Annotated in this window: 26 protein-coding genes and 1 riboswitch; of the genes, 6 read left to right on the forward strand and 20 right to left on the reverse strand. The window is 66.5% G+C overall.

Annotated elements, in window-relative coordinates; translation table 11 throughout:
* Positions 1-2: 2 nt before the first annotated feature.
* Both ACSQ9A_RS36095 and ACSQ9A_RS36100 read right to left on the reverse strand, forming a co-directional pair.
* Positions 3-1,631: an FAD-dependent oxidoreductase gene (locus ACSQ9A_RS36095; RefSeq protein WP_436307522.1), complete on the reverse strand. Its 1,629-nt coding sequence runs from the start codon at positions 1,629-1,631 to the stop codon at positions 3-5.
* 7 nt (positions 1,632-1,638) lie between these two features.
* Entirely contained in the window at positions 1,639-2,619 is a 981-nt protein-coding gene (locus ACSQ9A_RS36100; protein WP_436307523.1) for a Bug family tripartite tricarboxylate transporter substrate binding protein, read from the reverse strand.
* Between the two features lie 524 nt (positions 2,620-3,143).
* Here ACSQ9A_RS36100 and ACSQ9A_RS36105 point away from each other — a divergent pair.
* Together ACSQ9A_RS36105 and ACSQ9A_RS36110 are read left to right on the forward strand one after the other, a co-directional pair.
* On the forward strand, positions 3,144-3,341 hold the full coding sequence (locus ACSQ9A_RS36105; protein WP_436307524.1) for a LysR substrate-binding domain-containing protein: 198 nt from the start codon (positions 3,144-3,146) through the stop codon (positions 3,339-3,341).
* Positions 3,338-3,538 (forward strand): LysR substrate-binding domain-containing protein, encoded by a 201-nt coding sequence (locus ACSQ9A_RS36110; protein WP_436307526.1) that lies wholly within the window; start codon positions 3,338-3,340, stop codon positions 3,536-3,538. The genes ACSQ9A_RS36105 and ACSQ9A_RS36110 overlap by 4 nt, the downstream gene beginning before the upstream one ends.
* Positions 3,539-4,013: 475 nt before the next feature.
* On the opposite strand, the gene ACSQ9A_RS36115 is transcribed toward ACSQ9A_RS36110, so the two are convergent.
* From ACSQ9A_RS36115 to ACSQ9A_RS36180, 14 genes are all read right to left on the reverse strand, one after another.
* Positions 4,014-4,196: an NAD(P)-binding domain-containing protein gene (locus tag ACSQ9A_RS36115; RefSeq protein WP_436307527.1), complete on the reverse strand. Its 183-nt coding sequence runs from the start codon at positions 4,194-4,196 to the stop codon at positions 4,014-4,016.
* A complete protein-coding gene (locus tag ACSQ9A_RS36120; protein WP_436294275.1) occupies positions 4,193-4,960 on the reverse strand; it encodes an SDR family oxidoreductase in 768 nt (255 codons plus the stop codon). Before ACSQ9A_RS36120 ends, ACSQ9A_RS36115 begins: the two co-directional genes overlap by 4 nt.
* An 11-nt stretch (positions 4,961-4,971) precedes the next feature.
* On the reverse strand, positions 4,972-5,973 hold the full coding sequence (locus tag ACSQ9A_RS36125) for an ABC transporter substrate-binding protein (protein ID WP_436307528.1): 1,002 nt from the start codon (positions 5,971-5,973) through the stop codon (positions 4,972-4,974).
* 11 nt (positions 5,974-5,984) lie between these two features.
* Positions 5,985-6,752 carry an ABC transporter permease gene (locus ACSQ9A_RS36130; protein WP_093110601.1) on the reverse strand — a complete coding sequence of 256 codons (768 nt, stop codon included), beginning with the start codon at positions 6,750-6,752 and terminating at the stop codon, positions 5,985-5,987.
* Positions 6,749-7,495, reverse strand: coding sequence for an ABC transporter ATP-binding protein (locus ACSQ9A_RS36135; protein WP_093110599.1), 747 nt, complete (start codon positions 7,493-7,495; stop codon positions 6,749-6,751). The genes ACSQ9A_RS36130 and ACSQ9A_RS36135 overlap by 4 nt, the downstream gene beginning before the upstream one ends.
* 8 nt (positions 7,496-7,503) lie before the next feature.
* Positions 7,504-8,973 carry an acyl-CoA reductase gene (locus ACSQ9A_RS36140; RefSeq protein WP_436307529.1) on the reverse strand — a complete coding sequence of 490 codons (1,470 nt, stop codon included), beginning with the start codon at positions 8,971-8,973 and terminating at the stop codon, positions 7,504-7,506.
* Positions 8,970-10,088, reverse strand: a complete 1,119-nt coding sequence (locus tag ACSQ9A_RS36145; RefSeq protein WP_436307530.1) for a long-chain fatty acid--CoA ligase — start codon at positions 10,086-10,088, stop codon at positions 8,970-8,972. The genes ACSQ9A_RS36140 and ACSQ9A_RS36145 overlap by 4 nt, the downstream gene beginning before the upstream one ends.
* A complete protein-coding gene (locus tag ACSQ9A_RS36150; protein WP_436294280.1) occupies positions 10,089-10,241 on the reverse strand; it encodes a hypothetical protein in 153 nt (50 codons plus the stop codon).
* A 70-nt stretch (positions 10,242-10,311) separates the two neighbouring features.
* A riboswitch (TPP riboswitch) is annotated at positions 10,312-10,405 on the reverse strand.
* Positions 10,406-10,784: 379 nt separating this feature from the next.
* A complete protein-coding gene (locus tag ACSQ9A_RS36155; RefSeq protein WP_436307531.1) occupies positions 10,785-11,126 on the reverse strand; it encodes a hypothetical protein in 342 nt (113 codons plus the stop codon).
* Positions 11,127-11,288: 162 nt separating this feature from the next.
* Positions 11,289-11,474 carry a phytochelatin synthase family protein gene (locus tag ACSQ9A_RS36160; RefSeq protein ID WP_436307769.1) on the reverse strand — a complete coding sequence of 62 codons (186 nt, stop codon included), beginning with the start codon at positions 11,472-11,474 and terminating at the stop codon, positions 11,289-11,291.
* A 207-nt stretch (positions 11,475-11,681) separates the two neighbouring features.
* Complete coding sequence (locus ACSQ9A_RS36165) at positions 11,682-12,545, reverse strand: hypothetical protein (protein ID WP_436307532.1); 864 nt, start codon at positions 12,543-12,545, stop codon at positions 11,682-11,684.
* Between the two features lie 13 nt (positions 12,546-12,558).
* Positions 12,559-14,214, reverse strand: a complete 1,656-nt coding sequence (locus ACSQ9A_RS36170; RefSeq protein WP_436307533.1) for an amidohydrolase family protein — start codon at positions 14,212-14,214, stop codon at positions 12,559-12,561.
* 3 nt (positions 14,215-14,217) lie between these two features.
* Positions 14,218-15,447: a hypothetical protein gene (locus ACSQ9A_RS36175; protein WP_436307534.1), complete on the reverse strand. Its 1,230-nt coding sequence runs from the start codon at positions 15,445-15,447 to the stop codon at positions 14,218-14,220.
* 31 nt (positions 15,448-15,478) lie between these two features.
* Positions 15,479-17,524, reverse strand: a complete 2,046-nt coding sequence (locus ACSQ9A_RS36180) for a S41 family peptidase (RefSeq protein WP_436307535.1) — start codon at positions 17,522-17,524, stop codon at positions 15,479-15,481.
* 1,376 nt (positions 17,525-18,900) lie between these two features.
* Between ACSQ9A_RS36180 and ACSQ9A_RS36185 the strand changes: the two genes are divergently transcribed.
* Positions 18,901-19,353: a pyridoxamine 5'-phosphate oxidase family protein gene (locus ACSQ9A_RS36185; protein ID WP_436307536.1), complete on the forward strand. Its 453-nt coding sequence runs from the start codon at positions 18,901-18,903 to the stop codon at positions 19,351-19,353.
* 161 nt (positions 19,354-19,514) lie between these two features.
* Here ACSQ9A_RS36185 and ACSQ9A_RS36190 read toward each other — a convergent pair whose 3' ends face one another.
* The 3 genes from ACSQ9A_RS36190 to ACSQ9A_RS36200 form a co-directional block, all read right to left on the reverse strand.
* On the reverse strand, positions 19,515-20,003 hold the full coding sequence (locus tag ACSQ9A_RS36190) for a HugZ family protein (protein WP_436307537.1): 489 nt from the start codon (positions 20,001-20,003) through the stop codon (positions 19,515-19,517).
* 107 nt (positions 20,004-20,110) lie between these two features.
* Positions 20,111-20,611: a GNAT family N-acetyltransferase gene (locus tag ACSQ9A_RS36195; RefSeq protein WP_436307538.1), complete on the reverse strand. Its 501-nt coding sequence runs from the start codon at positions 20,609-20,611 to the stop codon at positions 20,111-20,113.
* Entirely contained in the window at positions 20,608-20,895 is a 288-nt protein-coding gene (locus tag ACSQ9A_RS36200) for a DUF1778 domain-containing protein (RefSeq protein ID WP_093110575.1), read from the reverse strand. Before ACSQ9A_RS36200 ends, ACSQ9A_RS36195 begins: the two co-directional genes overlap by 4 nt.
* Before the next feature lie 643 nt (positions 20,896-21,538).
* Between ACSQ9A_RS36200 and ACSQ9A_RS36205 the strand changes: the two genes are divergently transcribed.
* Both ACSQ9A_RS36205 and ACSQ9A_RS36210 read left to right on the forward strand, forming a co-directional pair.
* Complete coding sequence (locus ACSQ9A_RS36205; protein WP_436307539.1) at positions 21,539-22,132, forward strand: JAB domain-containing protein; 594 nt, start codon at positions 21,539-21,541, stop codon at positions 22,130-22,132.
* A 580-nt stretch (positions 22,133-22,712) separates the two neighbouring features.
* Entirely contained in the window at positions 22,713-23,645 is a 933-nt protein-coding gene (locus ACSQ9A_RS36210; RefSeq protein ID WP_436307540.1) for an ArdC family protein, read from the forward strand.
* Positions 23,646-23,786: 141 nt separating this feature from the next.
* On the opposite strand, the gene ACSQ9A_RS36215 is transcribed toward ACSQ9A_RS36210, so the two are convergent.
* On the reverse strand, positions 23,787-24,677 hold the full coding sequence (locus tag ACSQ9A_RS36215; protein WP_436307541.1) for a DMT family transporter: 891 nt from the start codon (positions 24,675-24,677) through the stop codon (positions 23,787-23,789).
* Between the two features lie 362 nt (positions 24,678-25,039).
* On the opposite strand from ACSQ9A_RS36215, the gene ACSQ9A_RS36220 reads away from it, so the two are divergent.
* On the forward strand, positions 25,040-25,261 hold the full coding sequence (locus tag ACSQ9A_RS36220; protein WP_436294294.1) for a hypothetical protein: 222 nt from the start codon (positions 25,040-25,042) through the stop codon (positions 25,259-25,261).
* Positions 25,262-25,333 lie beyond the last annotated feature (72 nt).

Below are 25,333 nucleotides of genomic sequence, written 5' to 3' on the forward strand. Positions count from 1 at the left end.
CGTCAGCGCGCGGCGTGCTGGTAGCCCACTCTTTGGGTCGGCGTCAGCGCGCCGAAGCTCGGCCATGCAAGCAGCACGCCTTGCCGTTCCAGTGTGCGCTGGAAGTCGTCGAGGAGGACATCGTCGGCGCGCACAGTACGCGGCGATACCTTGCGCGCCTGAGAGAACGCAGCCAGCGTGCCCGCAGCTTCGCCAATGCTCCACTCGGTCGCGTGCTCGCGATAGGCGCCATTGGTGATGCGCGTGGTGCCGAGGTTCTTGCAGGCCGGCAGCAGATTCTCGACGCGCACCGGCAGCAGCGCCCCGAGGGGAATCTGGAACGGGAACGAATCGATGTCGACCGTGTTGCGACCGCGCGTGCTTGGATGCAGGTCGATGCGATAGGCGCCGATGCCTACGCTGTCGGCAAAGCGCTCGGCGCCCGCCTTTCCCGGCCGTGCCGCAACGCCGATATGCTGTTCCAGCACCGTGAACTCGGCCTGAATGCGCCGCCCTTCTCGGTAGTAGGCCTGCTTGGCCAGTCCGTCGGTTGTGCCGAGCACGTCGCCTCGCAGCCGCAAGCCTGCATATCCCTGGCCGCCGTCATGGCGTGGTGCGTCGGTCTGCATCCAGTAGAAGAAAGCCAGGCTGAGCTGCCGAGCCTCTTCCAGTGCAGCCGCCTGCAAGGCCGGCGCGACGCCGACGATCGGCTTCTCCCAGTAGTCCATCTGCGGCCAGTTGGCCAGCGTGATGTCGCTGGCATAGCTGCCTGGCGTGAAATGCTGGCGGTATGCGATGCGCCGTGCGTGCCACAGGTCATAGAGGGAATCTGTATCGGTCGGCCCCACGAACAGCGGACGCTCGCGCGGCTGGTGCGTCACGAAGTCGCTCAGGGTCCAGCTCAGCTGCGGGCCAGGCCAGCAGTCGAGCTGCAAGGTCTTCAGGCGCTCGTAGCCGACGGGTTTGTCGATGGTGTGGTCTTCATTCGGCAGGTAGTCCGCGGCCAGGCACCAGGTGATGGCCTGCTGGTCGAATGGGTCCGCCTCGGGCAGCGCGTGCAGCTCGTTCGTCTGCGACTGCGCCTCGGCGCCGAACACATGCTCCACGCCGGCCATCTCGAGCAGATCACCGATCTCCGTGGCGTCGATGAAGAGCGGTGCGGTCAACACACGGCCAACGTCGGCTTCCAGGTCGCGTACATGCACTGCGCAGATGCGGTCGCCATCGGTTTCCACCTTCAGCGTGCGGTGCTTGCGCAGCACCGACACACGGCCGGCGGCGATGTGCGGCGCCAGCAGCTCGTCGATCGCCTTCACCGCGACCCATGGTTCATGGCACAACGAACTGACGTTGCCTTGCCCGGGGTTCAGGCGCACGCGCGCGCGCGCTGCGTCCGTGAGGGGCATGTGATACCGGTAATACGCGCGGATCGTTTCGCGAAAAGTGGCGTAACTCTGCGACGCCGTCAGGTATTCGATCCAGGGGTACTCGTCGGGCGGCACGGCCTGGGACGTCAACTGACCGCCGAGCCAGTCGAGCTCCTCGACCAGCACGACGCTCGCGCCGAGCCGCGCGGCCGCCAGCGTCGCGGCCACCCCGCCCAGCCCGCCGCCGATGACGACGACGTCTGCTGTATGTTCAGCGCCGGTCATGCGCGGCTTACTCTGCCTTGATGCCGAGCTTGCGGATCGCGTCACCGTAGCGCTTCGTTTCGCTTTCGATCAGCTTGCCAAATTCCGCCGGACTGCCGGAAGCGGCCTCGACGCCCAGGCTCTCGAGTTTCTGCCTGGTGTCCGGATCGCTCAGTACGGCGTTGACTTCCTTGTTCAGCCGCGCAATCACCGCCGGCGGCGTGCCGGCCGGCGCCAGGATGCCGAACCAGCCAGTGACTTCGAAACCGGGCAAGCCCTGCTCGGCAACCGTTGGCACGTCGGGCAGCACGCTCGATCGCGTCCTGGTTGTCACCGCCAGGGGCCGCAGCTTGCCCGACTTGATGTGCGGCAGCGCGCTCGAAGGGATGTCGAAGCCGACATCGACCTCGCCCGACAGCAGTGCTGTGAGCGCCGGGCCAGAGCCCTTGTACGGCACCATGACCATGTCGATCTTCGTCTCGCTCTTCAGGAACTCGGCCGCGAGGCTGGTGGTGGTGGCGCCGCCGCCGCCCGCCGCATAGTTGAGCTTGCCGGGACTCTTGCGCGCCGCATCGACAACGTCTTTCATTTGCTTGTACGGCGTCGACGCCGGAGCGACGATGACGACCGGCGAGGCGCCCACCTTCGCCACAGGGTCGAAGCTCTTTTGCGTGTCATAGCTCAGCTTGGGATACAGGGCGCTGCTGCCGGCATGGCCGCTGGTCACCATCAGCAATGTGTAGCCGTCGGGTTTCGCTGCGGCAACCGCGGCGGTTGCGATCGTGGCGCCGGCACCCGGCCTGTTGTCGACAATGACGGTCTGGCCCAGCGGGCCGCCCAGCTTTTGCGCCATCAGGCGCGCCAGGATGTCGGCCGAGCCGCCGGGTGCGAAGCCGACGACCAGGGACACAGGCTTCGCGGGATAGTCTTGCGCGTGCGCGGTGCACAGGAGGAGCGTGGCGCCGGCAACGAGAAGGCCTTTCAACAAGGGGCAGATGACTTGGTTCATGTCTTGTCTCTTTCTAGGGAAGGATGGGCACGGTGGCGCCGGACTGCAGCGACGATCGCGCAAGTTCAGCGACGCTCTGCAGCTGGAAAAAATCGAGGTACGCCGGAAGCTGATGGTCGAGCATCGGTCGTCGCGGGGTGGATTGGCAGGCCTCGCTCTACCGAGCGCCTGAGGAGCTCCGTGGTGGCCGGCTCCATGATCACATCGACCACCAATGTGCCCGGGGCGAGCGAAGCCGGGTCGATCGGGAGTGCGTCGCTCACCTTCATTCCTAGAGGTGTCGCGTTGATCACGACATCGCACAACACGCCGGAGGTCGATCGCAGCGGCTCGTCTCGCAGATGGGTCGAGGGGAGCACCGCGTTCATCATCGAATGCTAAGGTTTGCGCTGAATGCGGTCGAATACCAATCTTGCCCAATGTCATAACGCCGTGTTATTCGCTCGTGTTTGCATCTTCGCCTGCTGCCGCTGCTTGGACGGCAACGACGCGCCACGCGCAGGCGCGCGCAAGGATGAGAACCGTTGGGCCGCATCTCAGGAAGGGACTACCCGGCTCGGGCACGCATCAGCGTTTCGTGGCAGCAACTGGCGGACCATCCGCTGGTCACGGTCCAACCGGGCTACGGCGTGCGCCGCAGCATCGACCAGGCAGCGGCGGCGGCCGGCGTGCAGTTGCAGTTCGCCCACGCAGTGTCCCTACTCGGTACGCGCTGGCGATGACAGCCAGCGGGCTGGGCGTCTCGGTGCTCCCTGCGTCGATCCTCGCGCGCGAAGGCTACCCAACCCTGGTGGCGCACCGCCTGACGTGCCCGACGGTCGAGCGGAACACGTCCATCATCGCGAAACAGGGCCGTTCCCTGTCGCCGGCGGCCACGCGTTTCGTGAAACTGCTGACCGGCGAGTTCGGCTCGGGCTAGCGACCTTGGTTCAATCTGCCAAGTCCTTGGTCGGTCAGGAAATTGCGACCTTGGCGGTCCGCTGCGACAAATCCGTTCGACCTTAGGCGACCCGAGACGTTGATTGAATCGGTCGGACACCGACTGTTATTGGCCTCACGGAGGGCTTGGAGTGTTTTCCACTGTTCGTCGTTGGGCTGAACCTTCTTGACCATGGCAACCTCCTTCGACGAGCCGCAGTACGACGCGCTGAGCATCGGTGCGGCTCCCCAAAAATGCTCTTGCGGGAGAGCTTGCGTTGGACTACGAATCGCTTCATCAAGCTGGCGAGAAACCGGCGGGTGGTCCGACTTTGACTGGGTGGTACGTAGTTGGAAGCACGGTCCGCTACCTTGGTCGCGGTCGGCGCGTGGGAAGCCAGCGGACCGGTCGTGCAGAGCCGACGTGCGCGCTGCCTTGGCCGAATTGGCGTGTCAGAAGGTCGCCAAGTCGTGCGTCACGCGCCGGGACCTTCGGCGATCGTCCGTTCGGGAGCCTCGGCCACCAGTTGGCCGAGCAGTGCGTCGACGCGCAGATCGTCGAGTTCGAACACGCTCACTTGATGACCGGCCCGACTCAGCTGCCACGCGAGCAGCTGACCCAGCAGGCCGGCGCCGGCGATGCCGATGGAACTCTTCATTTCATCACCAGGCCGCCATCGACGAACAGCACCTGGCCCGTCATGAAGCGGCTCCATTCGGAAGCGAGAAACAGCACCGGGCCGGCAACGTCCTCGGGCCGCGCGATTCGTCGCAGCGGGGTTGCGGCGATCAGCGACTCACGAAATTCTTCCCGGGTCGCGCTGCTGGCCTGCGTCGGGTAGACCAGGCCAGGGGCGACGCAGTTGACACGGATGCCGAGCGGCCCCAGTTCGGCGGCCAGGTTGCGGCTGAAGCCGACCAGCGCCGACTTGGCGGTCGTGTAGTCGTGGTACGGAATCACCGGCCGCTCGACCAGGTCGCTGACGATGTTGACGATGCTGCCCTGAGTGCGGTGCCTGAAGTGCGGCAGCACGGCCCTGCAGACGTTGTATGCGCCGCCGACGGCGCCATCGAACTGCGCCTGGTAATCCTGCCACGCCATGTCGCCGAACAAGGTGCGGCGCTGCGGGTCGAATGAATACGGCCGGAAGGCGTTGTTGACCACCACGTCGATGCGGCCCGCTGCATCCAGGGCCTGTTCCACCATGGCCTGCACGGCCGCGCCCGAATTGACGTCGGCCTTCACAGCCCAGGCGTCGCCACCGGCCGCCTTGCAATTTGCGACCACATCGGCGGCTGCGGCGTCGTTGCTCAGGTGGTTGACCACCACCGTCGCGCCTTCGCTTGCGAAGGCCTGCGCAATGGCGGCGCCGATGCCACGGCTCGCACCTGTGACCAGCACCACCTTGCCATCGAACTTCATGGTGTCAACCTTCATCGCGCCGGCAGCAGTTCCGTGCTGACCACGTCAGAGACCTTGATGTCGTGCCCGATCAGGCCCAGCTTGCGGTAGGCGTCCGCGGCCTTTTGCAGCGACTCCAGGTCGAAGGCACCAAGACCGTTTTTCCCGGTGGTGGCCGACACGGAGGCGGCATTGCGCAGGCGGATCACTTCCAGGTTGGTGGGGCGGTCGGTACCGTCGATGGCGTGTTTCACCGCCAGGCCAGCCGCCTCGTCGGGGTTGGCGATCATCCACGCCGCGCTCTCGCGATAGGCTTTCAGGAACCGCTTCAGCAATGGCTTCTTCTGCTGATAGACCTGTTCCCGCACCACGAACAGGTCGCTCGACACGTTCAAGTAGTTGCGCACCTCCATCACGTTGACGTCGCCCAGCCCCTTACGCTTGCCCACCAGCAAGCCGGTGTCGGTGGCAGCAGTCGCATCGACCTGGCCTTGCAGCAGCGGCGCGAAGTTCAACAGCCCGGTGACGACGATGGTGACGTCGGATTCGGACAGACCGGCCTGGTGCAGCAGCACCAACAGGTTCTGGCGGGTGCCGCTGGACAGGCTGTAGACACCGATCTTCTTGCCCTTTAGGTCGGCCGGGCTGGTGATGTTGGCGGACTTGAGCGAGACCACGTTGAAGACGTTCTGTGGGTAGATGTCGTAGATCGCCCGCAGCTTCTCGCCCTTGTCGAGGGCCGAAAAGAACGCACCCGGATCGGTGAAGGCCACGTCCGCCTGTCCCGTGAGGATGTTGCGGATCGCGTCGCCCCCGCCGGCGCCCGACACGTAGGCCAGATCGATCCCGTTGGCCTTGAAGATGCCCTTGTCGGGCTCGACCAGCAGGTGCGTGATCTCGGTGATCGGCTTGCTCCAGCCGGCCACAGTGATCTTCTCCAGCGTGTCGGCAGCGTTCGCCCCGCCTGCGGCTACCAAGGTGAAAAGCGCAGCGGTTGCCAGCAGCGCGGAACGGCGTGCGATGGGTTTGTGCATGGACGTTTCCTTCATGAGATTCGGGTGTAGGGCAGCAGCAGTCGTTTCTCGACCGCGAGCGTGACTTGGTACAGCAGCAGGCCGAGCGCGGCGATGACAACCAGCACCGCGAACATCAGCGGCGTGTCCATCATTCCCTGCGAGGCGATGATCAGCGCGCCGAGCCCCTGGCTGGCGCCGATGAACTCCCCGACGACCGCCCCGACCAGCGCGAGCACCACCGCCACCCGCAGGCCCGCCAGGATGCCGGGCAGGCCGGAAGGCAGCTTCAGGCGCAGCAGTGTCTGACGCCGCGTGGCGCCTAGCATCCGAAACAGCTCGAGCCGTTGCGGGTCGACCTGCTGCAGGCTGGTCACGGTGTTTTCCATCAGGGGGAAAAAGCAGATCAGCGCCGTGATCACCACCGTCGACGTCATGCCGAAGCCGAACCACACGATGAAGAGCGGCGCCAGCGCCAGTTTGGGGATGACCTGGCTGATCACGATGTAAGGCTTCAGCACGCGTTGCAGCAGCGCCGACTCGGCCATCGCCACGCCGCTGATGAAACCAATCAAGCAGCCGGTGAACAGCCCGAGCACCAGCTCGAGGCCGGTCGTGCGGATGTGGGGCCACAGGTAGCCGGTGGACAGGCCCATCCAGAGCGACTTCATCACCGCCGAAGGCGCCGGCAGGACCAGGGCCGAAACGCCGGAGCCGCGCGACGCCAGCTCCCATCCCGCGAGCAAAGCGAGCAGAAGCGCCCAGGAGCAGAACTGCGTGCGCGCGGAGGTCAGCTTCATACCGTCGCCATGTCCATCGCGTCGCGCACTTGCGCGCAGTGCAGGTTGAAGGCTGCGCCGTACCGCATTGCCGGCGCGCGCGGTTTGCTCACCTCGACGCGGACGTCCTGCACGATCCGGCCGCTGTCCATCACCGCGACCCGGTCGCCCAGATACACCGCCTCGGAGATGTCGTGCGTCACGAACAGGACGGTGGTGCGGCGCAGGCGACACATGTGCAGCAGGTCGTCCTGCAGCTCGCCGCGAGTGATCGCGTCCAGCGCGGCGAAGGGTTCGTCCAGCAACAGCAACGCCGGCTCCAGGATCAGTGCGCGCGCCAGGGCCGCGCGGCTTTGCTGGCCGCCCGACAACTGCCGGGGGTAGTGCTGCGCATGGGCCGACAGACCGAGCAGCGCCAGCAACTGCTGCGCCTTGTCGATCTCCCGGGCGGTTGGCTTGTGTTGCAGCGACACCGGCAGCAGGACGTTGTCGATCACGCGATGCCACTCGAGCAGGGTGGGCGACTGGAACACGAAGCCGAGCTGCGGTCCGGGCGCAACCACCTCCCTGCCCTGCAACCGGATGCTGCCCGTTTGGGGATGCAGCAGGCCCGCGGCGAGCTTGAGCAAGGTCGTCTTGCCGCAGCCGCTGCGCCCGACCAGGCAATGGAACTCGCCTTCCGCGATGCGCCAGTCGACGCTGCGCACCACCGGCGGCCAGCCGGGGTAGGTGAAGCCCACCTTGTCGATGTCGAGGAAGCTCACGAGCGCTCCTAGTCCGCGTACGGCGCCAGCTTGTCGGCCGCAAGTTCTGCCGACTGCTCGATCTCGACCATCCGCACCAGGTCCAGCAGGTTGAACCGGCCGTCGTGATGCCAGCCCGCCTCCGGCGAGGTCATCGAGCCGATGGCGGTGATGCGGGTCACGCCGGCTGCTCCCAGCAACTCCGACAGCCGGAACAGTTCAGCCGGTGCTGCCGCCACGCCCGCCGTTTGCAGGAAGGGGGGGTGCGCTTCCACTTGCGCGATCACCTGTTCCAGCGAGTCGACCGCGACGACTTGGAGACTCCGGTTCAGCGCCGTGGGGGCCAAGGCCCGTGCTTCATCGGCGTAAGCGACGCCAAAGGCCGCGCCGTCCTCGCCGATCAGCTCGCTGACAAACTCGCCGCCCGCCGACATCGACTGCAGCTCGATGGCTTGCCTCCATCCGGCCACGGCGGCTGAATCCTCCAGCGCCAGGGCCCGGCGCGGGAAACGGTTCTGCAGGTTGGCGAGCTCGCTGGCGAGGTACTGCGCGAATTCGCGCGGCGACACCTTGCCGCCGCGTTCCACGTAGAAGACATGGGGCGAATAGCAGCCCTGCTGGTCGTAGCGCATCACGTCCCAGGCGGCCAGTCGTGCCGTCGCCGGCGCGCGCAGAGTGTCGAGGGCCGCGGCGCTCACCAGGCCGAAGCCCAGCTTGTGGCCGTACGGCAGAAAGCGCGTCGTGACCGGCAGCCGACGGCGGATCTCTGCCAGCGAATCGTTGGCGCCGTAGGCGAGCACCGTGTCCGCCTCGGCGTAGAGGGCCGACGCCTGTTCCTCCTCGCCGCCTTTCCACCACACCACGGCCAGGCAATCGGCCAGCGGCGGGTGGACCTCGGCCAGCAGCCGAGCGAACAGGCCCGCGAACAGCGGCTCCGCGCTTGGCAGCTTGCCGATGTTGCCGGCCTTCACCAGCAATCCGCAGACCAGGCTCCACAGCGGCAGGGCCGGAACGTTGCCGGCCCAGCTGTGAACCAGCAGATCCGGCCCGAACGCCCTGGCCGCGCCGCCCTTGGGTCGCGGCTGGAACTCGTCCAGCAATTTGGGATTGGCGAAGTCTTCGGCGACGAAGCGGTGCAGTTGCGGCTCGCGAAAGGTCTTGAAGAAAGCCGTGAGTCCCAGGCGAACCATATCGGCGTCGTAGCCGCTGACGATCGGCAGCAGCCGGTCGGCCTGTATGCGGTAGGCGTCGGCCGGGTCGAGCAGGCGGGCGATCGCGCGATCCACCACGGCCACGATCTCCGACACGGTCATCGTCTTCAGATGGAGGCGGCTGGCCTGCTTGACCCGCAAGGCGAGCGCGGTCATCTGTTGCGGGCTCAACACGGGCACGGCGACTTCGAGCCGCGTGGCGCCCGATTCGAAGACCAGAGGCTGCCACTGCACTTCCGCCGGCGCCAGGCCAGGCAAGTAACCGGCAGCCGCGTGCAGCGTCGTCATGCCGCTGCCGCCCGGATGAATTCCTCCACCGCCAGCGAGCAGCCCTTGGCCTGCGCGCCCTCGGCGCGACCGAGCAGCAGGAACCCTCCGTCGGCTGCCAGGCCCACGTCCTCGGTCAGGATGGTGGTCACGGAATTGAAGTTGGCAAGGTCGCAATGGACCAAGATACCGCGTTCGCCACGCGCGACTTCGCGGCTCGTGAGCGGGTCGACCAGGCGGGAGCGGATCCAGTGCGGCCCCGACTTCACCGACGGCACGGTAGCATTGCCCGCGTCGTAGAATTGCGTGCTCAGCTCGGTCATGCCATACATGTTGATGCACTGCAATCGTTCGATGCCGAGCCGGGCGGACAGCTCCGCATAGAAGGCGTCGAGTGGCAATTCGCGCGACTGTCCCTTGTAGCCACCCGTGTCCAGGACCCGGCTGCCCGCCGGCAGGCGGAAAGATTTTCCACGCTGCTTGAGTTCGTCGATCAGGTGCACGAAGCTGTAGCTGGCGCCGAGCAGGGCGTAGGGCAAGCCGTGGCGTTCAGCGTCCGCCAGCGCATCGCACAGGCCGGGACTGTCCAGTCCCTGCGGGCTCACGAAGTAACGACTCTCCTCGGTGCCGAATTCACTCAGAGCGAGCGCAAGGTAGTGGGCCAGCGAGGAATTGGGCAGCACGGTTTCGGTGGGGAACAGGATCCCCAAGCGCATCCGGCCGCTGCCGTGCATGAACCGACTCGAGAAGTTGCGGATCATCGACCGGTCGTAGACCGCCAGCGTCGGATGATGATGACGGCCCTTCACCTCGCTGCGGGTCGTGCCGCTGGTCATGAAGACGCGGTCCGTTGCGGCCGGCGGCTCGCACCGTAGGTCCAGCTCCTTGAAGGCGTCGATCGGCACTGCCGGGATGTCGCTCCAGCGCTTCACATTGCGCAGGGTCGCGCCGCGCCGCTGGCAGAAGCGTCGGTACGCCTGATTGTTGCCGTACTGATGGGCGAACAGGCGTAACGCCAGCCGATCGAAGTCGTCGTCGGTGCACCCGTCCTGCTCGATGAAGGCGAGGACGTCAGCGACAATTTCGCCGGTTGCACTCGTGGCCCCGGCGGTGTTGTGTCCTGGATGGTTTGACATTCAATTCAGCGGCTGGAGCCGCATCGCTTCGGGCGCGTGCCCATGGTTCAACGGTCCGCCGGAGCTGGCGATAGACAGCACGCGCGGGTACCGGAAAGCATGGGACACAACACCCGCCGTGTGCGTGGGCCGCTCTGCAGAGGTGTTGTTCATGAGGACTCCTTCGTGACCGTCGAACGGATGCTCCGAAGGGCCACCTTGACCTAGGCAGGATTCGCCGATGGGTCAAGGTGAAAGCTCTTCTTCCGCCGGCATTAACCGGTTCAAGTTCGCGGGTTTGAATCTCAGCACTGTCGCGTGCACCCCGGAGCGCGATTGATTTTACATGTGCCCCACGCGTGCCGCTGCACGTGTCCATTGGGCGGCGCGCCGCCAGCCGCTCGCCCAGCTCCCGCACGAAGGCCGGCGTCGCACGGAACTGGCTCCTAGCTCTTCTTCCCGCCAAGCAGCAGAAGCGCGATCTCGGGGCCGTGCAACAGGGCGAGCTGCGCCGCAAGGCCACTGCCACGCTCGCCGAGGCGGCCTGGCGCTGCAACATCTTGCGCGAACGCGACAGCTGCCTGGTGCAGCAAAGCGCGCCTCCGCACGACGAGGCGACGCTCGGCGTGACGGACGCGAAGATCGTGCGCGCCGAAGGCATCGCACTCGGGCCGGAGGCCAAACAGGCCGCTGTCGCGCTTGCTCTGGTCTACCCGGTCACGGCGCGGGGGGTGATCGGGGCAGGTACTCGGCCGCGTGCTCTTGCAGACCCACCAGCCAGTAGCGTGCGTCCGTTGCATCGCCGTGATAGGCGGCAGGCAGCCATGCACCCCATCTGCCGTACTCGGCTTGAAGTTCATCAAGCGGCGGACATGTCACGTCACCGGCTCGCTCCTCGAGCGCTCGTGCCAGCACCGGCCGCCAAGTGGTGGGCAACTCGATGGTGGGCAGATAGGTCGCCGCCATCCTTGCGGCTGTGCGCGGCAGGTGCTCAGCCTCGGCGCGAAGCACACGCAGTACGGCGAACTCGTGCAGGGTTGGGGGTCTGGGCGAACTCATGGGCGTTATCCGGCAGGGTTGAGACACGAGCCCGGCCAACGATCAATGGAACTTCCGGACTGTACTCAAGGTAGAAGGTCCGCGCGTACGAACGCAGGCGAAATGGCGAACTACCCCGCATGCCTTTCACCAGAGTGGCTGTCGGCATCCAGACCCAGCCCGCTACAGCCGGGGTGACATCGAGCACGAGAAAGAGTCCGACGCAGCGTCACAGGCGCTGAGCGGCGAGATGTGGCCACCGCCCTTCTGGCCCACGGTCTTACGCCTAAAGTTCACGATCACGTGGTCGCTGCCGCGCGTGAGGTTGTCTGCCCAGGTCAGCGCGGATGGTCTGCTCGGAACGCGCATCGTCAACGACGCCAACTCTTGTGACGAGCGGCATGCGTGCGCAGCATTGCGTCAAACTGGCGCAACTGGTAGCCGAAGTCCCGAACCTGCTGCCCAAAGGGGCTGCGGCCAGCGGACCTTTCGGCCTTCCAACAAGACGGTGCGCCACGTCGGTTGTCACCCCCCGAAACTCGAGGACGCTGGCCCGAGGCTCTTGGTCCAGGCGCGCTACCAGGCGATCGGCGCCGCTCCGAAGGCCACGAGCTTCGCGTTGACCGCTGCGAACGGATTCGGCCCGTTGATGAAGCCTGGGGCCACCGGGTGCGGCAGCGCGACCTCGCCGGCCCGCGTTTCCCAGGTGCCCGCCTGGGTGGCAGCCAGCTTTACGCCTTCGTTGGCGAGCAGCTTTTGTGCAAGTTGGCCGAGGCAGAGGAAAACCACCTGTCCGCTCGTTCGCGTCGCCATCGATCGCAGCACCTGGCCGACCACTGGCCGCCAGAAGGGGATGTGGCCGCGCGTCTGCTCCGGCGCGCCGCCGGACTGGTAGCGCGTGATGGTGAGCCCGGCATTGAGGAAGAGCACGCCCTGCGTCTGCTGCAGCTTGTCGAAGAGGGCGCGCGGCGATTCGAGCGCGACGGCGGGCGTCGCGATGTGGCGAACGAAGGTGGTCCAGCTCATCTTCAGCACGGCCGGATCGGTGGTGCGCGCCGCGACCATCATGCGCAGCAGCACTCGCAGGCTGTTCGCGACCGACGCGGCGGGCAGACCCCAGGCGTCGATGTCACCCTGCTCGAAGGAGCGGCCGGTCGCGCGGCTCAGCGCGGGGTAGGGGTCCTGGCCGATCAGGACGCAGCGCACCTTCGCGGGCGTGAGGCCGTCGAAAGCGCGGAACACGTGGGCATCGGCGCGCGCGCCGGGCAGAGGCTTGTCGCGCCGCGACGGGTAGATGGGCTGCAGGTCGTCGTAGGTGAGCGCGCTGCCGACGGCAGTCGGGTTGGGGCCGGCGCCGGCGAGCACCGAGCGCCAGGCGGGCGTGAGGTCGTTGCGCCAGTTGATGGTGAAGTCGTTCAATGCGTCGCGCAGGAGGGCCATGGTGCGGCGGCGTTCACGACCAGAGGTCGCGCAGCCCCTCCTTGATCGTGTCTGGGACGTTCCTCTGCGTGTCCAGCGCGTCGAGGTAGCCGGGATCGTCGACGACGGTCAGCGCATCGATGGCGAGCGGCATGACGGCGGCCGAGAGCTTCTTCGTTTCCGCGAACACCGGCCGCATCGCCGCGGACCGCAGCGTGCGGCCGCCCGGCACGCGCACCGGCAGGTTGGCGCGCAGTTCGACGCCAGTGTCGAGGATCTCGTCGAGCGCCAGCCGCCAGGTGTTGGCGCCGGCGCGCGCCATCGCCATCGGCGAGATCGGCCGCGGGCGCTCGGCCCTGCGCGCGAGCGCGGGCAGACCACGCAGCGCGCGGGTCAGGCGATCGCCTGCGGCGGAGAGCGTGAGGTTCTGCGTCAGAGGATCTTCGGCCGGGTGCGCGAGGAACAGCATGTGGTTGGCGCCGCCGATCTTGAGCGTCTCGCCGGCAAAGCCCAGCTTGCGCATCAGCGCCGCGTCGCCGATGCGACCGACGCCGTTGATCATCACGAGCGCGAGGTCCGACTCCTTGGCGCGGATGAGTTGTTGGTAGGGGTCGCCCGCCGTGCCCTCGACCACGAGGAGATCGGCGCGCTTGCCCACCTCGATGGTGCCGACCACGCGGTCCCAGCCGAGCAGCCCGGCCGGCTCGCGCGTGACCATCGCGACCAGTTCGCGCGCCGTGAAGATCCCGCCATTGGCCTCGCTGAAAATGTGCGCGACCTTGAGCTCGTTGAGCAGGTTGCGGCTGCCCGAGGGCGCCCAGTCGCAGCCGAGCGAGATCGGCACGCCGGCCGCCTTGGCCGCGGCGATGTCGGCGGTGCGGCCGTACAGCAGCATGTTGCTGAAGGGCGACCACACCATGCTGCCGCCGTTGGCTGCGAGGACCTCGAAGTCCGGCGCCTGCAGCGCCGCCGCGTGGATGCCGCAGAGCGAGGGCGTGATCGCCCAGCTGGCGCCGCCGATCTGCAGCGACTGGAAGGCGCGGCGCGCGGTCGCGTCGGTGCCTTCGGAGAGGTGCAGCAGGTAGCAGCTCTTCTCCTTCTTCAGCCGCGTGAGAAAAGTCTGCGCGTCCTTGGCCGCCACGTCGGGCACGCGCGTCGAGGCCGCGGGCAGCGAGGCTTCGTCGTCGGTGGCCTCGACGTTGCGCACCACGCCGCGGAAGTAGCGCCGGATGCCCGACTGGTTCGCCAGCGTGATGCCCTGGCCGGTGGTGGTGCCGCCGACCAGCGCCTTGGCCTCGACGTAGCGGCAGATGGACGCCAGCAGCTCGGGCGTGGCCGCGAGCGTCTGCATCGGCGCGGAGATCTTGCTGTGATACTCGGCGTGGCGGCCCCACTGGCCGCGGTTGCTGAACTTCTTCGGCACCTGCCACAGCGGCAGCACGTTGTAGGGCATGTGGTTGTGCAGGTCGATGAAGCCGGGGTAGATCGTGCCCCCCGTGTCGCTCACCGCCGTGTTGCCGAAGCCCGCGGGCGCCGGCGCCGTCGCCTCCTGCACCGCGACGATGTCGCCGTTGTGCGTGTAGACGCGGCCGTTGGCAATCACCTTGGCGTTGCCGTTCATCGTGACGACGCGACCTTCGAGCACGACCCTCGGGCTGTCCGCCGGATCGATGGGCTTCTTGGTGGCCATCGTTCAGTCGTCCCTGCCTGCGGGCTGGATGTTGATGCCGTGCGAGCGGTCGAGCCGCAGCGGAGCCGCGCCGATGGTGGCGCGCGCGCCGCCCTGCGGGCTCGACGACGGGCCTTCGGTCTGCGCCCAGTTCGCGATGCCGTTCTGCAGCTGCAGCGAGTAGTCGAGCGCGAGCGCGTTCGAATCGAAGGGCGTGCCCGACTTGATGTTGCGGAAGTACAGGCGCAGCGTCGCCGCCGTTGCGCCGGCCGGCGGTATCGCCGCGCGCGTCGGGCGCGAGAGGTTGGTCTGCACCTGTGCCGTCGAATGGCACGACAGACAGGACGAGCGCGGGTTGTCCACCGGCCCGTTGAGCCGTTTCTCGAAGCCCAGGTGCTGCGGGATCTGCAGGTCGGCGTTGATCTTGGTCTGCTGCAGCGCCTGGCCGCTCCCCACCCGGGTTGGGTCGTTGCCCCACATGAGGCCGACGGGCACCAGCTTGTCCCAGGGCGTCGCGCCGGGCGCGTTGCCGTCGTAGACGAAGGTGCCGAAGACCCAGCCCGTGGTCGAGGCCGCACGGCTATCGCGCACCGCCACGTCGACCTGCAGCAGGCGCAGCGTGGGCCGCGGGTTGGTGTTGCGGCTACGGTTGATGTCGGCCTGCCATTCCACCGAGCCCGCGAGGTAGGGCACCTGGCTCACCGGCGCCTCGGTGAAGATCAGCTTGACGCTGACGGCGCCCACCGGGAACTTCGCGACACCCGGGTTCGGTGCGTCCGGGTCCTTCCACACGCGCCCTAGCGTGTAGCCACCGCGCGGGTTGTAGACGCTGACGGCCCAGTTCTCGAAAGTGCCCGTCTGGGTCGGGGCCAGTTCGCCGGGGCGCGAACTACGCTCGCGCGTGAGTCCGCGCACGAACTCGCGGCCGGCCGCGCCGACGTGCATCCACGGGGCGTGGTACCAGCCGCGCGTCGTGTTGTTCTGCACCACGAAGTCGACCTGCTTGTTGCCCTCCAGCGCGTAGTCGAGCACCGCCTTGATGTACTCGTTGGGCTGGGTGCGGAAGTCGAAGCTCATCCACGGGCGCGAGCCGACGGCGGGCAGCGTCTGCGGGTAGTCCTGCTTCAGCTTGAAGACCGGCCCGGCCCAGCCCGCCGGCGGCGTGTCGCGGGCGTCGGGAAACTGGGCCGACGCTGTCGCGCAGCAGAGCGACGAGACCGCGACGAGTGCGGCCCAGGAGATGCGGAAAGTCAAGAGCGTGCTCCTTGTTGTTGTGTGAGCCGTGTCAGCGGCGTGCGTCCACGCGCCGCTTCTGCAGCAGTTCCTCGCCGCCGAAGCCGAACAGTTCGACCACCTTGGTGCCGGCCGGGTACGGCACGACCACCGGCGCTCGCGCGCGCAGGGCAAGGCTGCTGCCCGGATGGCCGTCGAAGAGCACGTCCAGCCGCGTCAGCCCGGCGTGCCGCACGGTGATCTCGCGCGCGGTCTTGCTCGCCTCGACGATCAGGCTGCTTCGGCGCTGCTGCTTGAGGAGCTCGAAGCAATGGGCCAGCAGGTCCGGGTTGCCGGCAAGCAGGTCGTCGCGCGTCATCGCGTACGGCGTGCCGCCGATGCCGACGTCCTCGATCGGCAGGCCTTCCGACGGGCCCGCGCGGGTCGCGCGACGGAACGCGAAGGACATGCCGATGCCGTCGGGCAGCGTCGGCAGCTCGAAGTCGGTGCCGGCCATCAGCGGGCGCAGATCCTCGTAGTCCCAGACGTTCGCGCCGCCGGCACCGGTGGCCTCGCCGACGCAGACGAAGGGGCCGATGCCGTTGTCCACGAAGCCCGCGCTGAACAGATCGCCGGAGGAGTAGGTGGTTGAGTCAGCCACGAGAACGACCGGCCCGCCGTACTGCTGGCCGATCGCGTTGCACTCCGCGAAGCTCGTGATGGGCAGCGGCTGCGAATACAGCTCGCCGTTGCGCACCGCCGCTTCGAGCGACTCCTTCCACGGCCCGAGCTCTCCTTCCATGCCCGGCAGTGCGGCGAGCGTGCGCGTGAAGGCGGTGCACAGGATCGAGAAGCGCGTCGGCTGGATCGGCTTGGGCGTGAAGAGCTGCAGCGCCGATTCCGCCGCCAGGATGTAGCCGCCCGGGTTGCCGCGCACGTCGATGATGAGCCCGTTGTCCGGCAGCAGAGGGATGAGCCGTTGTAGCTCGGGGATGAAGTCCTCCGGCGGGACGTCGAAGCCGTAGATGCGCAAGTAGGCGATGGCTCCGTCCGGCTGGGCCAGCGACGTGGCCTTGAGCGTGCCCGTGAGCTCGGTCGCGATGACCTTGGCGGTCGGCGCCTTGCGACCGGACGACGACTTCGGTGTCGGCTGCGCACTGGCCTGCTCGCCGGTCAACGCGCCGGGCGCGAAGAGCAGCATCTTGGCGCGGCGCGCGATCGCTGCCGCCGGATCGACCGCGCGCGTGTGCCGCAGGCGCGTGGCCGCGCGGCCGGTAGGTCCGCTCGGCAGCATCTCGTCGATCTCGCCCGGGTCGACGACGCGCCAGGGTATCTTGATCTCGCGGGGCGAACCCGTCGCAGCGCCGTCGGCCGCGCTGCTGCGGTAGCCGACCACGACCCAGTATTCGTCGGGCGGCGGGCCGTACTGCAGCGAGCGCAGGGTCAGGCTCTGGACCGACCAGGCGCGCTGGCTGTCGGTGCGTCCGCCGACCTCCTCGTCAGCGTGTCGGCGCACGGCCTTGTCGATCGGCACGCCGTTCCAGAACTCCAGCACCACACCTGGCTTGAAGGCCGCGTCCAGTCCGGCGGCGACGCGGGTGACGACGTAAGTCGGAGAGGCGGCAGGGCCGAACATCTCGACCAGGAAAGGCAGGGCCGCGACCTTGGTCGACAGGCTCGCCGGGCCGGCGTAGCGCGTGTGCGCATCGCGCAGTCGCGTCACCACGTCGGCCAGCTCGATGTGGAATTCGTCGCTCGACAACTGGTCGACCTGCGTGCGCAGGATGCGCAGCCGCTGCACCGGGTCGACGCCGTAGCGCGCGCGCTTGAGCGGCAGGTGCGCGAACACACCTTCGATGACGCGCTCGACACCGTCGACGAGCTTCAGCCGCTCGGCCCTCGTCAAAGAGGACGGTGACAGAAACGGGCCGGTGAACGCGCCGGCGGCGCCCCTTGACGGCGCTCGCCCGGCCCGTGTTGGCGCCGGCGCGCCGACACGACCCACCGCCTTCGCGGCGCGCGCAACTCGTTTCCCGCTTGCTGGCGCAATGGGCGCAGTCTCGATGACCTCGGCGAGCGCGATACCCCGCTGCGCAGCGGCCAGCCGGTCTCCGACCATGATCACTCCTCCAGTTCGCAGCTTGGCGATTTCCGCCGAGGGACGCCCACGCCACCTCCAACTCCCCGACGCGCATCGTGACGTACCGCGGGCCGTGGCGCATCAGACAAAGGGGATATGTCCGAAGCCCAATCGCCTGCTGCTGCTACTGCATGGCTTCGCGATGAAGAGGTAAGCCTGGTGGAGGAACCCCGTGACTCGGGAGTCGCTCGGCATGAGTTCGCAGACCAAGTGATCGTCGAGCGATGTCTCCAAGAATCCCGAAGGGCTGCGCTGAAGGCACGGGATGCGTGACTCCACATGAGGACGAAGATGCGCGCCGCACGCAGCGCGAACTGGCGCGGCTGACACGCAGCGCACCGCACCCAGGAACCGTATCGGCTCGTTGCGGGGGCTGCACAACCTGCAATCGAGCGTGAGCATCGGCGGGAGCGATGGGGCAGGCTGGTGGTGGCGCCATTCCCGACCTCGGATCACGATCCATCACCCATGCCAGCCACTGAAATGCCGCGCGTCGATTTGTTGACCGACAACGCTTGACATACTGCGTCGACAACGCACCGGCCGACCACGCGGGGTCTGGTCGAATCCGTGACGAGGACGGCCCGAAGCCTGAGCGTTCATCCGTATGATCTCAGGCACTTCTCGCCTCCATACTGGGCGAACAAATGAAGCTGGATCCGTTCGTCTGCGTCGATGAAGTACCGTTCTCGGCCACGTGAGAACAGATCGTGAAGATGCGAGGCAATCCCGCGAGAACGCACCGAAACCAAGTCGGGCTCAATGAACTCGACTACGACTCGGTCGTCTTTCGTTTCCAGGACTGCGGCAGGCTGGAAGAGATCACCATGCAAGCTCCGGTGGTCCATATCGGCAATCTGTCCGTGCCATTCACTGCGCTTGCATCCTTCGTCCGAACCACCGATCCGTCTGCGTTCGGGAAGGCAGGCTTTCTCATTTCCCCCAGTTTGGGTTTGCCTTCGATGCAGACGAACCTTACGGGGTCACCGCACTTGCCGCTCGCTGCCTCGACGCGTGGCGCGCGATATGAAGGCGGTGACGGTCTGAGTGCCGTATCGCACCGTCCGGCGCTCGATGCCTTTTGGATCGTCCGCGCTGCAGCCGGGAGCGGATCACCGACGCGAATACTGCCAACTTCAGCAATCGGGGGCGGCCAGAAGCAGCCAGTCGCGACCGACGGCAAGAGTCGACTGAGAGTTCGACTGAGAAGTCGACTGAGAGGTAGCCAGTCACGGTTACCCCGCCAAGGCGCGCATTCGCAACCCGATGCGGTCAGCCCTTGATCAAGATCAAGGCCGAGTCGCCAAACAAGCCCAGAATGGGACGGTCCCTTTTGACGATTGTGGAGGCGACTCATGGACGACGAGATCAGACGGAAGGTCCTGGCGCTGTTGGATCAACATCGAATCATGACGGTTGCGACGCTGCGCCCGGATGGCTGGCCGCAGGCAACGACTGTCGGCTACGTGAACGAAGGCCTGACGCTGTACTTTCTCTGCGGGCTGGACAGTCAGAAGGCAAAAAACCTGGCGCGAGATGATCGACTCTCGCTGACGATCGACCACGACACGGCGGATTTGATGGCGATCACCGGCTTGTCGATGGCTGCACGTGCGCATGCGGTGGATGATCGGGCCGAAGCGGAGAAAGTCTTGCGCCTGCTACCTCTGAAATACCCTGAGGCGGGGCCTCTGCCGATGAAGATGCCGAGCCCGGACGAGGTTCGCCTGTTCCGCGTCACGCCCTCGGTCATTTCCGTGCTCGATTATTCCAAGGGCTTCGGGCATACGGATCTCATCATTTGCTGATGGCGTCAATCTCACTGCCCTGATGTCCGCCAAGACCCGGATGTTCTTCGAACCCGCATGGCCACATCCGGACATTCAGCACAGATGTGGCTCTGACCTGCCGAAGCCGGGCCAGAGGCGGGCGCTGACCGCTGTCTGGCCGATCGCACCTATGCATTGCGTCACGCCTCGGCGCGCAAGGCGCGTTTGAGCTCTTCCTCGCCAACGTCACGCGCCGCTGCGAACCCTGAGATCTGGCGGCCGTGATTGACATGAACTGCGACAAACCGGAAATCGCTCAGCTGCGTCATGGGCTCTGCCTCAGGAAAGCGCGCCAAGTATGCGGCTCGGCACAGCTCCCACTCCGGCCCGTTGCTCTCCAGCACGTCGGCGTCGCCCCCCAGAGTCGCGCGTGGAAGCGCGTGCACCGGCTCACCAGGCTGCTCGTGCTGCATGACAAGCACAGATACCTTGGGCCTGTCTCGAAGGTAGCGCGTATGGGCGGCCAAGTCGCTGACATGAATGATCAGGCATCCAAGAGATGGCTCCACCGCGAACGGGATCATGGAAACAAACGGCGCTCCGTCATCACCCACAGTGCCTAGGGCGGCCGTACGGCGCGAATGCAATAGCAGCCGCAGCTCGTCGGTCAAACTGGATTCACGAGGCATAGGTTCCCCCTCAACATTCGCGGCAAGCGCAATGATTCTGACCGAAGCTTGGCGAATCAGGCAGTGACACGGCGCGACAAGCTTGACCTGGAAGTCGCGTGGCGTGTTCAGTGCTTGTTTGCGAGGGTCGCGATCGGAAGGATGAAGGTCAGTGGGTTGCCGCTGAATGCAGTGAATCCGTGATGCTCGTAAAACGCGGCTGCAACCTCATCTTTGGCATCGACAACCAACGCGAAGACGCCCATGCCCGACTGCATTGCGCGCAGCCCTGCATCCCACAGCAGTGCTGCTCCAAGCTGCCTCCTCTGAAACGCCACACTCACTGCGAGACGGCCAATGCGTGCCACAGGAACGAGGGGATAGCGCGGCAGTTTCTTCGCCATCGCCTCGGAAAGGCCTGTGAGAGGAACGCTGCCTGCGGCCAGGGTGTAATACCCCGCGACCGCATCCGTCTGGTTGTCGATGGCGACGTAGCAGGCACTGGTGCGGCGACGTATGTCCTGCGACGCGTGCTCTCTCAAATACTTGTCGAGCGGATCGCTCCCGCAGGCAAAGCCGGCGCGGTCATGCTCCGGCGCCAGCGCCTCTATGCGGAACGGAGCTGTCACCGCGAGGAGGCGATCAGTTTCTTGTGCGCCTTGGCCGCGCGTGCCATCGCAGGAGAAAGCGCAGGGGGATCAAGCAGCAATGAGGCAAAGCGCTGCTGTTCTTCCATCGACAGGCGGATGATCTGCGTCTGCTCGATCGTACGGCGCGCGGCTTCTTGCGCGGCCCCGACGAGAAAGTCGCTGATGCTTCGTCCTTCGATCTCTGCGGCGCGTCGGACCACGGCCAGCACGTCAGGTGCAATGCGCGCTTCGACACGCTCGGTTCGGGGGGTATCGCGGGACATGGCAGACCTCTCTTTCCCCTGCACTGTACGGTATTGTACCGTACAAAGTCAAGAGGAAATGAGCGCGCTCTCGAAGACCGGCGTCTTTTTGCAGCCTACCTACACAGATAGCCACAGACAGCCGTAGAGCGCCCAGCGAACATCTATGTCGCCGGCGCGGGAGATGCGCCCCGTTCTCCTTGACCAAGGCCCGAAAGTCCCCCGCATCGGTCGATTCGTGCGCGGTGAAGATTCCCTGCCGGAGGCTTTGGGCGAACAGCCATGGCCGATGTCGTCGCGACCGCAAAGAGATGCCGCGAATCGATTGAGTTGAAGGCTGGGCGCCCACCGTGCACGCCGGTGCCGGGCTGTTCCAGGTTCGCGCGGTCGCGCTCATCCCCTTACGGGGACGTGCCTCTCGGCCCGCCTTGCGCATCCCTGGCGCGGGATTGGGAGCGGTTGCGTCCCGGGGGTTGGTGAGGGTGGGGGAGGGCTTGCCTGTGTGCCCTCAGCGTACCCCACCGTTCTCGCGTTCAAGGCCCTGCGCGCGCTTCGCGTGCTCGGCGCGTGCCGCGCGCCTGCGGCGGCCTTGAGCGCTGCGCTGCGGCGGGGTGGAGCGGGGTCACGCAGGCAATCCCGCCTGTGTCACCCACAGGAGCTCACCATGACCGCATCACTCGATCTCACCGCCGAGCAACGCCGCATCGTCGATGCCTTGCGCCCCATTCTTGGCGCAGAGGCCGAGGCGCTGTACGAAGCTCATGGCCGTTCGCTGCACAAGCTGGCCGCCTTCGCGCGCGACTCGTCGCTGCCCGGTTGCCGGCGCCTGGCGACCAGCCTGGCGCTGGCGCAGGAACTGCTGGCCGAGGAGATGGCGGCCGCGCCGGTGTTCGACTCGCCGGCGGCGGTGGGCGATTTCCTGAAGCTGCACTTTGCCGGGCAGCCGTACGAGAGCTTCGTGGTCATGTACCTCGACGCGCAGCATCGGCTGATCGCGATCGAAGATCTCTTTCGCGGCACGATCGCCCAGACCAGCGTGTACCCTCGCGAGATCGCGCGCAGGGCCCTTCATCACAACGCGGCCGCCCTGATCGTGGCGCACAACCATCCAAGCGGTGCGGCCGAGCCGTCGCGTGCGGATGAAGCGCTGACGAAGGCGCTTGAGGCCTCGCTCGCTCTGCTCGACGTTCGCGTGCTCGATCATTTGGTCATCGCCGGAACCCAGGCGAGTTCGCTCGCACAGCGCGGGTTGATGTAGCGGCAGGGGCTTCGGCCCTTTTTTCTTCTGGCTCGCCGCATGACGCGGCTTCGAGGCCTTGCACATGAGTCGCCGCTGGAGCGCGGCCACTTGCCACGCAGGCAATCTCAGTCTCTCTTCCGCGTGCCTCTGCGCCTGCGCGCAGGAGGTGCGGCCTGCTGGCCGCTCGCGCGCGCCGATGGGCTCGTGGATGCGCCGTGCCGGCGTGGTGTGCCGCGGTGCATCTGCCTTCGAAGCCGCCTCTTGACCGACGCATAGCTCGCCCGAGCCGCTGTCCAGGGCTTCGGGCTTCGCCACCGTCCTCACCCGGTCCTCGGCCAGCGCCTCGGCTGCGGCCTCCGGGCGCTCCCTGGACATCGGCCCTTGCGCTCGCTCTTCATGCGTTGAGGCGGCTCCGAAAGCAGATGTTCAACCACCGCGGCACACCCGCGAAGGCCCAGCCATGCATGCCACTCGATCCACCCGTCGGCGCCATGCGGACAACCCAACAGCCACGGGCGTTCCCCCCGTACCCCCCGAGGACTCACCCCAAGCAGGTGCTGATGAAGAGAGGAACTCGGCGGGTCGCAACGGCGCACGCATGGACGTGCGGCAAGTCATCACCGACCGCATCGTGGCCATGCTCGAGAAGGGTGGCAATGTGTTCCGGGCGCGCTGGACGCGGGCGGCCTCGCGCGGCGTGCCGCGCAACGGCAAGACCGGCGAGCCCTATCACGGCGCCAATGTGCTGCTGCTCTGGGACGCGGCGATCGAGCACGGGTATGCGTCGAATGTCTGGCTGACCTACAAGCAGGCATCGAGCATGGGCGCGCAGGTTCGCAAGGGCGAGCGCGCGGTGATGTGTGCGCACTTCGAACGCAAGGCACGCAAGGGGTCGGATGCAGATGGCGCTGCGTCGATTCAGGACGGCGAGGAAGAGGGCAGGGCGGAGCAAGCGCCGCGCGGTGGCGCGCTGCTGGCCAGGCCATTCTGGGTCTTCAACGTCGCGCAGATCGACGGGTTGCCGTCGGATGTCGTTGAGCTTTGCGTTGATCCCGTGAAATCGCCACGGGGGCCGGTGGAGGGTGCGTTGCGCCTGCTCGGCGGCTGCAATGCGACGATCCGGCACGGCTTCGAGCGCGCGATGTACCTGCCGGAGCTCGACGAGATCCGCCTGCCGTGGCCGAGCCGCTTCACCAGCTCCGAAGCGTGCTGCGCCACCTCGCTGCATGAATTGGTTCACTGGACCGGACATCCGAGCCGGCTGAATCGGCAGTTCGGGAAACGGTTCGGCGACGCGGCCTATGCGTTCGAGGAACTGGTGGCCGAACTCGGCTGCGCGTTCGTGATGGGGCACTGCGGCCTGGTCGACGCGACCATCGAAGGGCATGCCGCCTACCTGGACAGCTGGCTGCAGGTGCTGAAGAACGATCGCACGGCGATCTTTACTGCGGCACGGCATGCCGGCGCCGCCTTCGAATTCATCCTGGCCAGGGAGATGCCGTCCCTCGGCTCGACTGCGATGTCCTCGTGAGAAGAGTGAGCCGCAATCGCCGTGGGGCGGCCTGGCGAACCGCTGGGGGTTCTTCATCCTGGCGTACGGCCGCCTCCCGGGCCATCGACGATGCGTTGCCCCGCTCCTGCCGTCGGCCCCAGATCCGCGGCGGGGCCTACCTCACTCGACGGCCGGCGCTTTCGATCTCTTGAGCGACCACCCGAGATTCAGTCCCGCCGCGGCCGTCAGGATCGCGCCGGCGCCGACCCCTTGCACCAGCTCCAGTCGATGGTCGAAGGCCACCATGTCCACGCCGATCGCGACGATGGGGTAGACGAAAGACAGCGCGCCCGCCACGTGCGTCGGCAGCTTCTGTATCGCGCCGTAGAGCAGCACGAACACCAGTCCGGTGTAGACCACGCCCATGACGATATAGCTTCCCCACACCCGGCCATCGGCGGTGAGCGCCGAGAGATTGGCAAAGGGCGCGATCATCAAGATGCCCACGCACACCTGGGCGAGCGCAATCATGTGCGGCGGCGTGCCGCTGAGCTTCTTCGTGATGATGGCGGCCACCGCATAGAAGAAGGCCGCGCCGAGTGCCATGAGAACACCGGAGACATACGCGGTGCCGGTGTAGCTGGCCTCGGGTTTCGCCTGGACGACCAGAAGCACCCCGACAAAGGCAACGCCCAGCCACGTCAGTTTGGTCGCGGTCAGGCGTTCGCCAAAGAAGAGCGCGCTCAGCGCGACCAGCATGAAGGGCTGCGTGTTGTAGACCGCGGTCGCGATCGAGATCGATGCCCGTGAGAACGAAGCGAAGATCAGCAGCCAGTTGAGGACGATGGCCGCCCCTCCCAACGCTGCCCAGCAGAACAGGCGAATCGAGAGTTTGCCGCGCAGCATGCCCATGGCCGTGCAGACGACCAGCAGGGCGGCCGCGCCGAACACGCAGCGCCAGAACAGCAGATCGATGATCGGCTGTCCAGAGCGCAGAACGAACCAGCCGAGGGTTCCAGAGATCACCATGGCAGTGGTCATCTCGATCGTGCCGCGTGTGTTCTTGTTCATCTACGAGGGAGCTGCCAGCTGAAGTGCTGGCTTGAGCGCAGTGGTCGATGCGATGCCCCCGGAGGCACTGCCTGGCCATACTAGTGCCCAACCCTGACGAAGACCTGAGCTGTCCATCCAGGGGTGCTGCCCACGGACCACAAAGGCTGTAAGGATGTGAAAAACTCCCATCGAGCGTTGCCTCCTTGCATCTCGTCCCTGTGGGGCTGGCTCTGTGCGCTGCTACAAAGTTCACAGCTGGTGACGACCGAGGCCGTCACCTTCATTCGATCGGCTGATGGGCGACTACGATGAATTGAAGCGGAGGGCGCGTGCTCGCGGGCGCCCTTTCTAAACCGCTGCGCCTGAATGAAGGAGGAAACATGAACTGGCAATCAGAGCCGCTGACGTGCGGGCCTGCCGCGCGCCCCAAACATACCCAGGAATGGCAACGCGCGTTCGTCGCCGAGTGGCAACGGCTTGCAGAAGGATGCGCCGACCTGGAGCAGACCGCCGACCTTGCCCTTGAGCTGTATGCCACCCGTGGCACGCGAAATCCTGTCGACATTGCACGCGAGGCGTGGGGAGCCCCAGTTGGAGGGTGATGCGTGCGAGCCTTTACGCGATCCGGCTGAAAGCGACGCATCTCGACCAAACTGGAGGATCGTTCGAGATGT

Origin of the sequence: Variovorax sp. LjRoot290 (assembly GCF_964253985.1) — a bacterium.
GTDB lineage: Bacteria > Pseudomonadota > Gammaproteobacteria > Burkholderiales > Burkholderiaceae_C > Variovorax.

What these genes read in the sequence shown, in the direction of transcription:
- ACSQ9A_RS36185 (WP_436307536.1), top strand. Translation starts at nt 18,901, where the DNA reads ATGGACGACGAGATCAGACGGAAGGTCCTGGCGCTGTTGGATCAACAT.
- ACSQ9A_RS36125 (WP_436307528.1), bottom strand. Translation starts at nt 5,973, where the DNA reads ATGCACAAACCCATCGCACGCCGTTCCGCGCTGCTGGCAACCGCTGCG.
- ACSQ9A_RS36200 (WP_093110575.1), bottom strand. Translation starts at nt 20,895, where the DNA reads ATGTCCCGCGATACCCCCCGAACCGAGCGTGTCGAAGCGCGCATTGCA.
- ACSQ9A_RS36210 (WP_436307540.1), top strand. Translation starts at nt 22,713, where the DNA reads ATGGACGTGCGGCAAGTCATCACCGACCGCATCGTGGCCATGCTCGAG.
- ACSQ9A_RS36205 (WP_436307539.1), top strand. Translation starts at nt 21,539, where the DNA reads ATGACCGCATCACTCGATCTCACCGCCGAGCAACGCCGCATCGTCGAT.
- ACSQ9A_RS36110 (WP_436307526.1), top strand. Translation starts at nt 3,338, where the DNA reads ATGACAGCCAGCGGGCTGGGCGTCTCGGTGCTCCCTGCGTCGATCCTC.
- ACSQ9A_RS36220 (WP_436294294.1), top strand. Translation starts at nt 25,040, where the DNA reads ATGAACTGGCAATCAGAGCCGCTGACGTGCGGGCCTGCCGCGCGCCCC.
- ACSQ9A_RS36100 (WP_436307523.1), bottom strand. Translation starts at nt 2,619, where the DNA reads ATGAACCAAGTCATCTGCCCCTTGTTGAAAGGCCTTCTCGTTGCCGGC.
- ACSQ9A_RS36155 (WP_436307531.1), bottom strand. Translation starts at nt 11,126, where the DNA reads ATGAGTTCGCCCAGACCCCCAACCCTGCACGAGTTCGCCGTACTGCGT.
- ACSQ9A_RS36160 (WP_436307769.1), bottom strand. Translation starts at nt 11,474, where the DNA reads ATGCGCGTTCCGAGCAGACCATCCGCGCTGACCTGGGCAGACAACCTC.
- ACSQ9A_RS36170 (WP_436307533.1), bottom strand. Translation starts at nt 14,214, where the DNA reads ATGGCCACCAAGAAGCCCATCGATCCGGCGGACAGCCCGAGGGTCGTG.
- ACSQ9A_RS36165 (WP_436307532.1), bottom strand. Translation starts at nt 12,545, where the DNA reads ATGGCCCTCCTGCGCGACGCATTGAACGACTTCACCATCAACTGGCGC.
- ACSQ9A_RS36120 (WP_436294275.1), bottom strand. Translation starts at nt 4,960, where the DNA reads ATGAAGTTCGATGGCAAGGTGGTGCTGGTCACAGGTGCGAGCCGTGGC.
- ACSQ9A_RS36115 (WP_436307527.1), bottom strand. Translation starts at nt 4,196, where the DNA reads ATGAAGAGTTCCATCGGCATCGCCGGCGCCGGCCTGCTGGGTCAGCTG.
- ACSQ9A_RS36130 (WP_093110601.1), bottom strand. Translation starts at nt 6,752, where the DNA reads ATGAAGCTGACCTCCGCGCGCACGCAGTTCTGCTCCTGGGCGCTTCTG.
- ACSQ9A_RS36215 (WP_436307541.1), bottom strand. Translation starts at nt 24,677, where the DNA reads ATGAACAAGAACACACGCGGCACGATCGAGATGACCACTGCCATGGTG.
- ACSQ9A_RS36190 (WP_436307537.1), bottom strand. Translation starts at nt 20,003, where the DNA reads ATGCCTCGTGAATCCAGTTTGACCGACGAGCTGCGGCTGCTATTGCAT.
- ACSQ9A_RS36180 (WP_436307535.1), bottom strand. Translation starts at nt 17,524, where the DNA reads ATGGTCGGAGACCGGCTGGCCGCTGCGCAGCGGGGTATCGCGCTCGCC.
- ACSQ9A_RS36140 (WP_436307529.1), bottom strand. Translation starts at nt 8,973, where the DNA reads ATGACGACGCTGCACGCGGCTGCCGGTTACTTGCCTGGCCTGGCGCCG.
- ACSQ9A_RS36150 (WP_436294280.1), bottom strand. Translation starts at nt 10,241, where the DNA reads ATGAACAACACCTCTGCAGAGCGGCCCACGCACACGGCGGGTGTTGTG.
- ACSQ9A_RS36095 (WP_436307522.1), bottom strand. Translation starts at nt 1,631, where the DNA reads ATGACCGGCGCTGAACATACAGCAGACGTCGTCGTCATCGGCGGCGGG.
- ACSQ9A_RS36145 (WP_436307530.1), bottom strand. Translation starts at nt 10,088, where the DNA reads ATGTCAAACCATCCAGGACACAACACCGCCGGGGCCACGAGTGCAACC.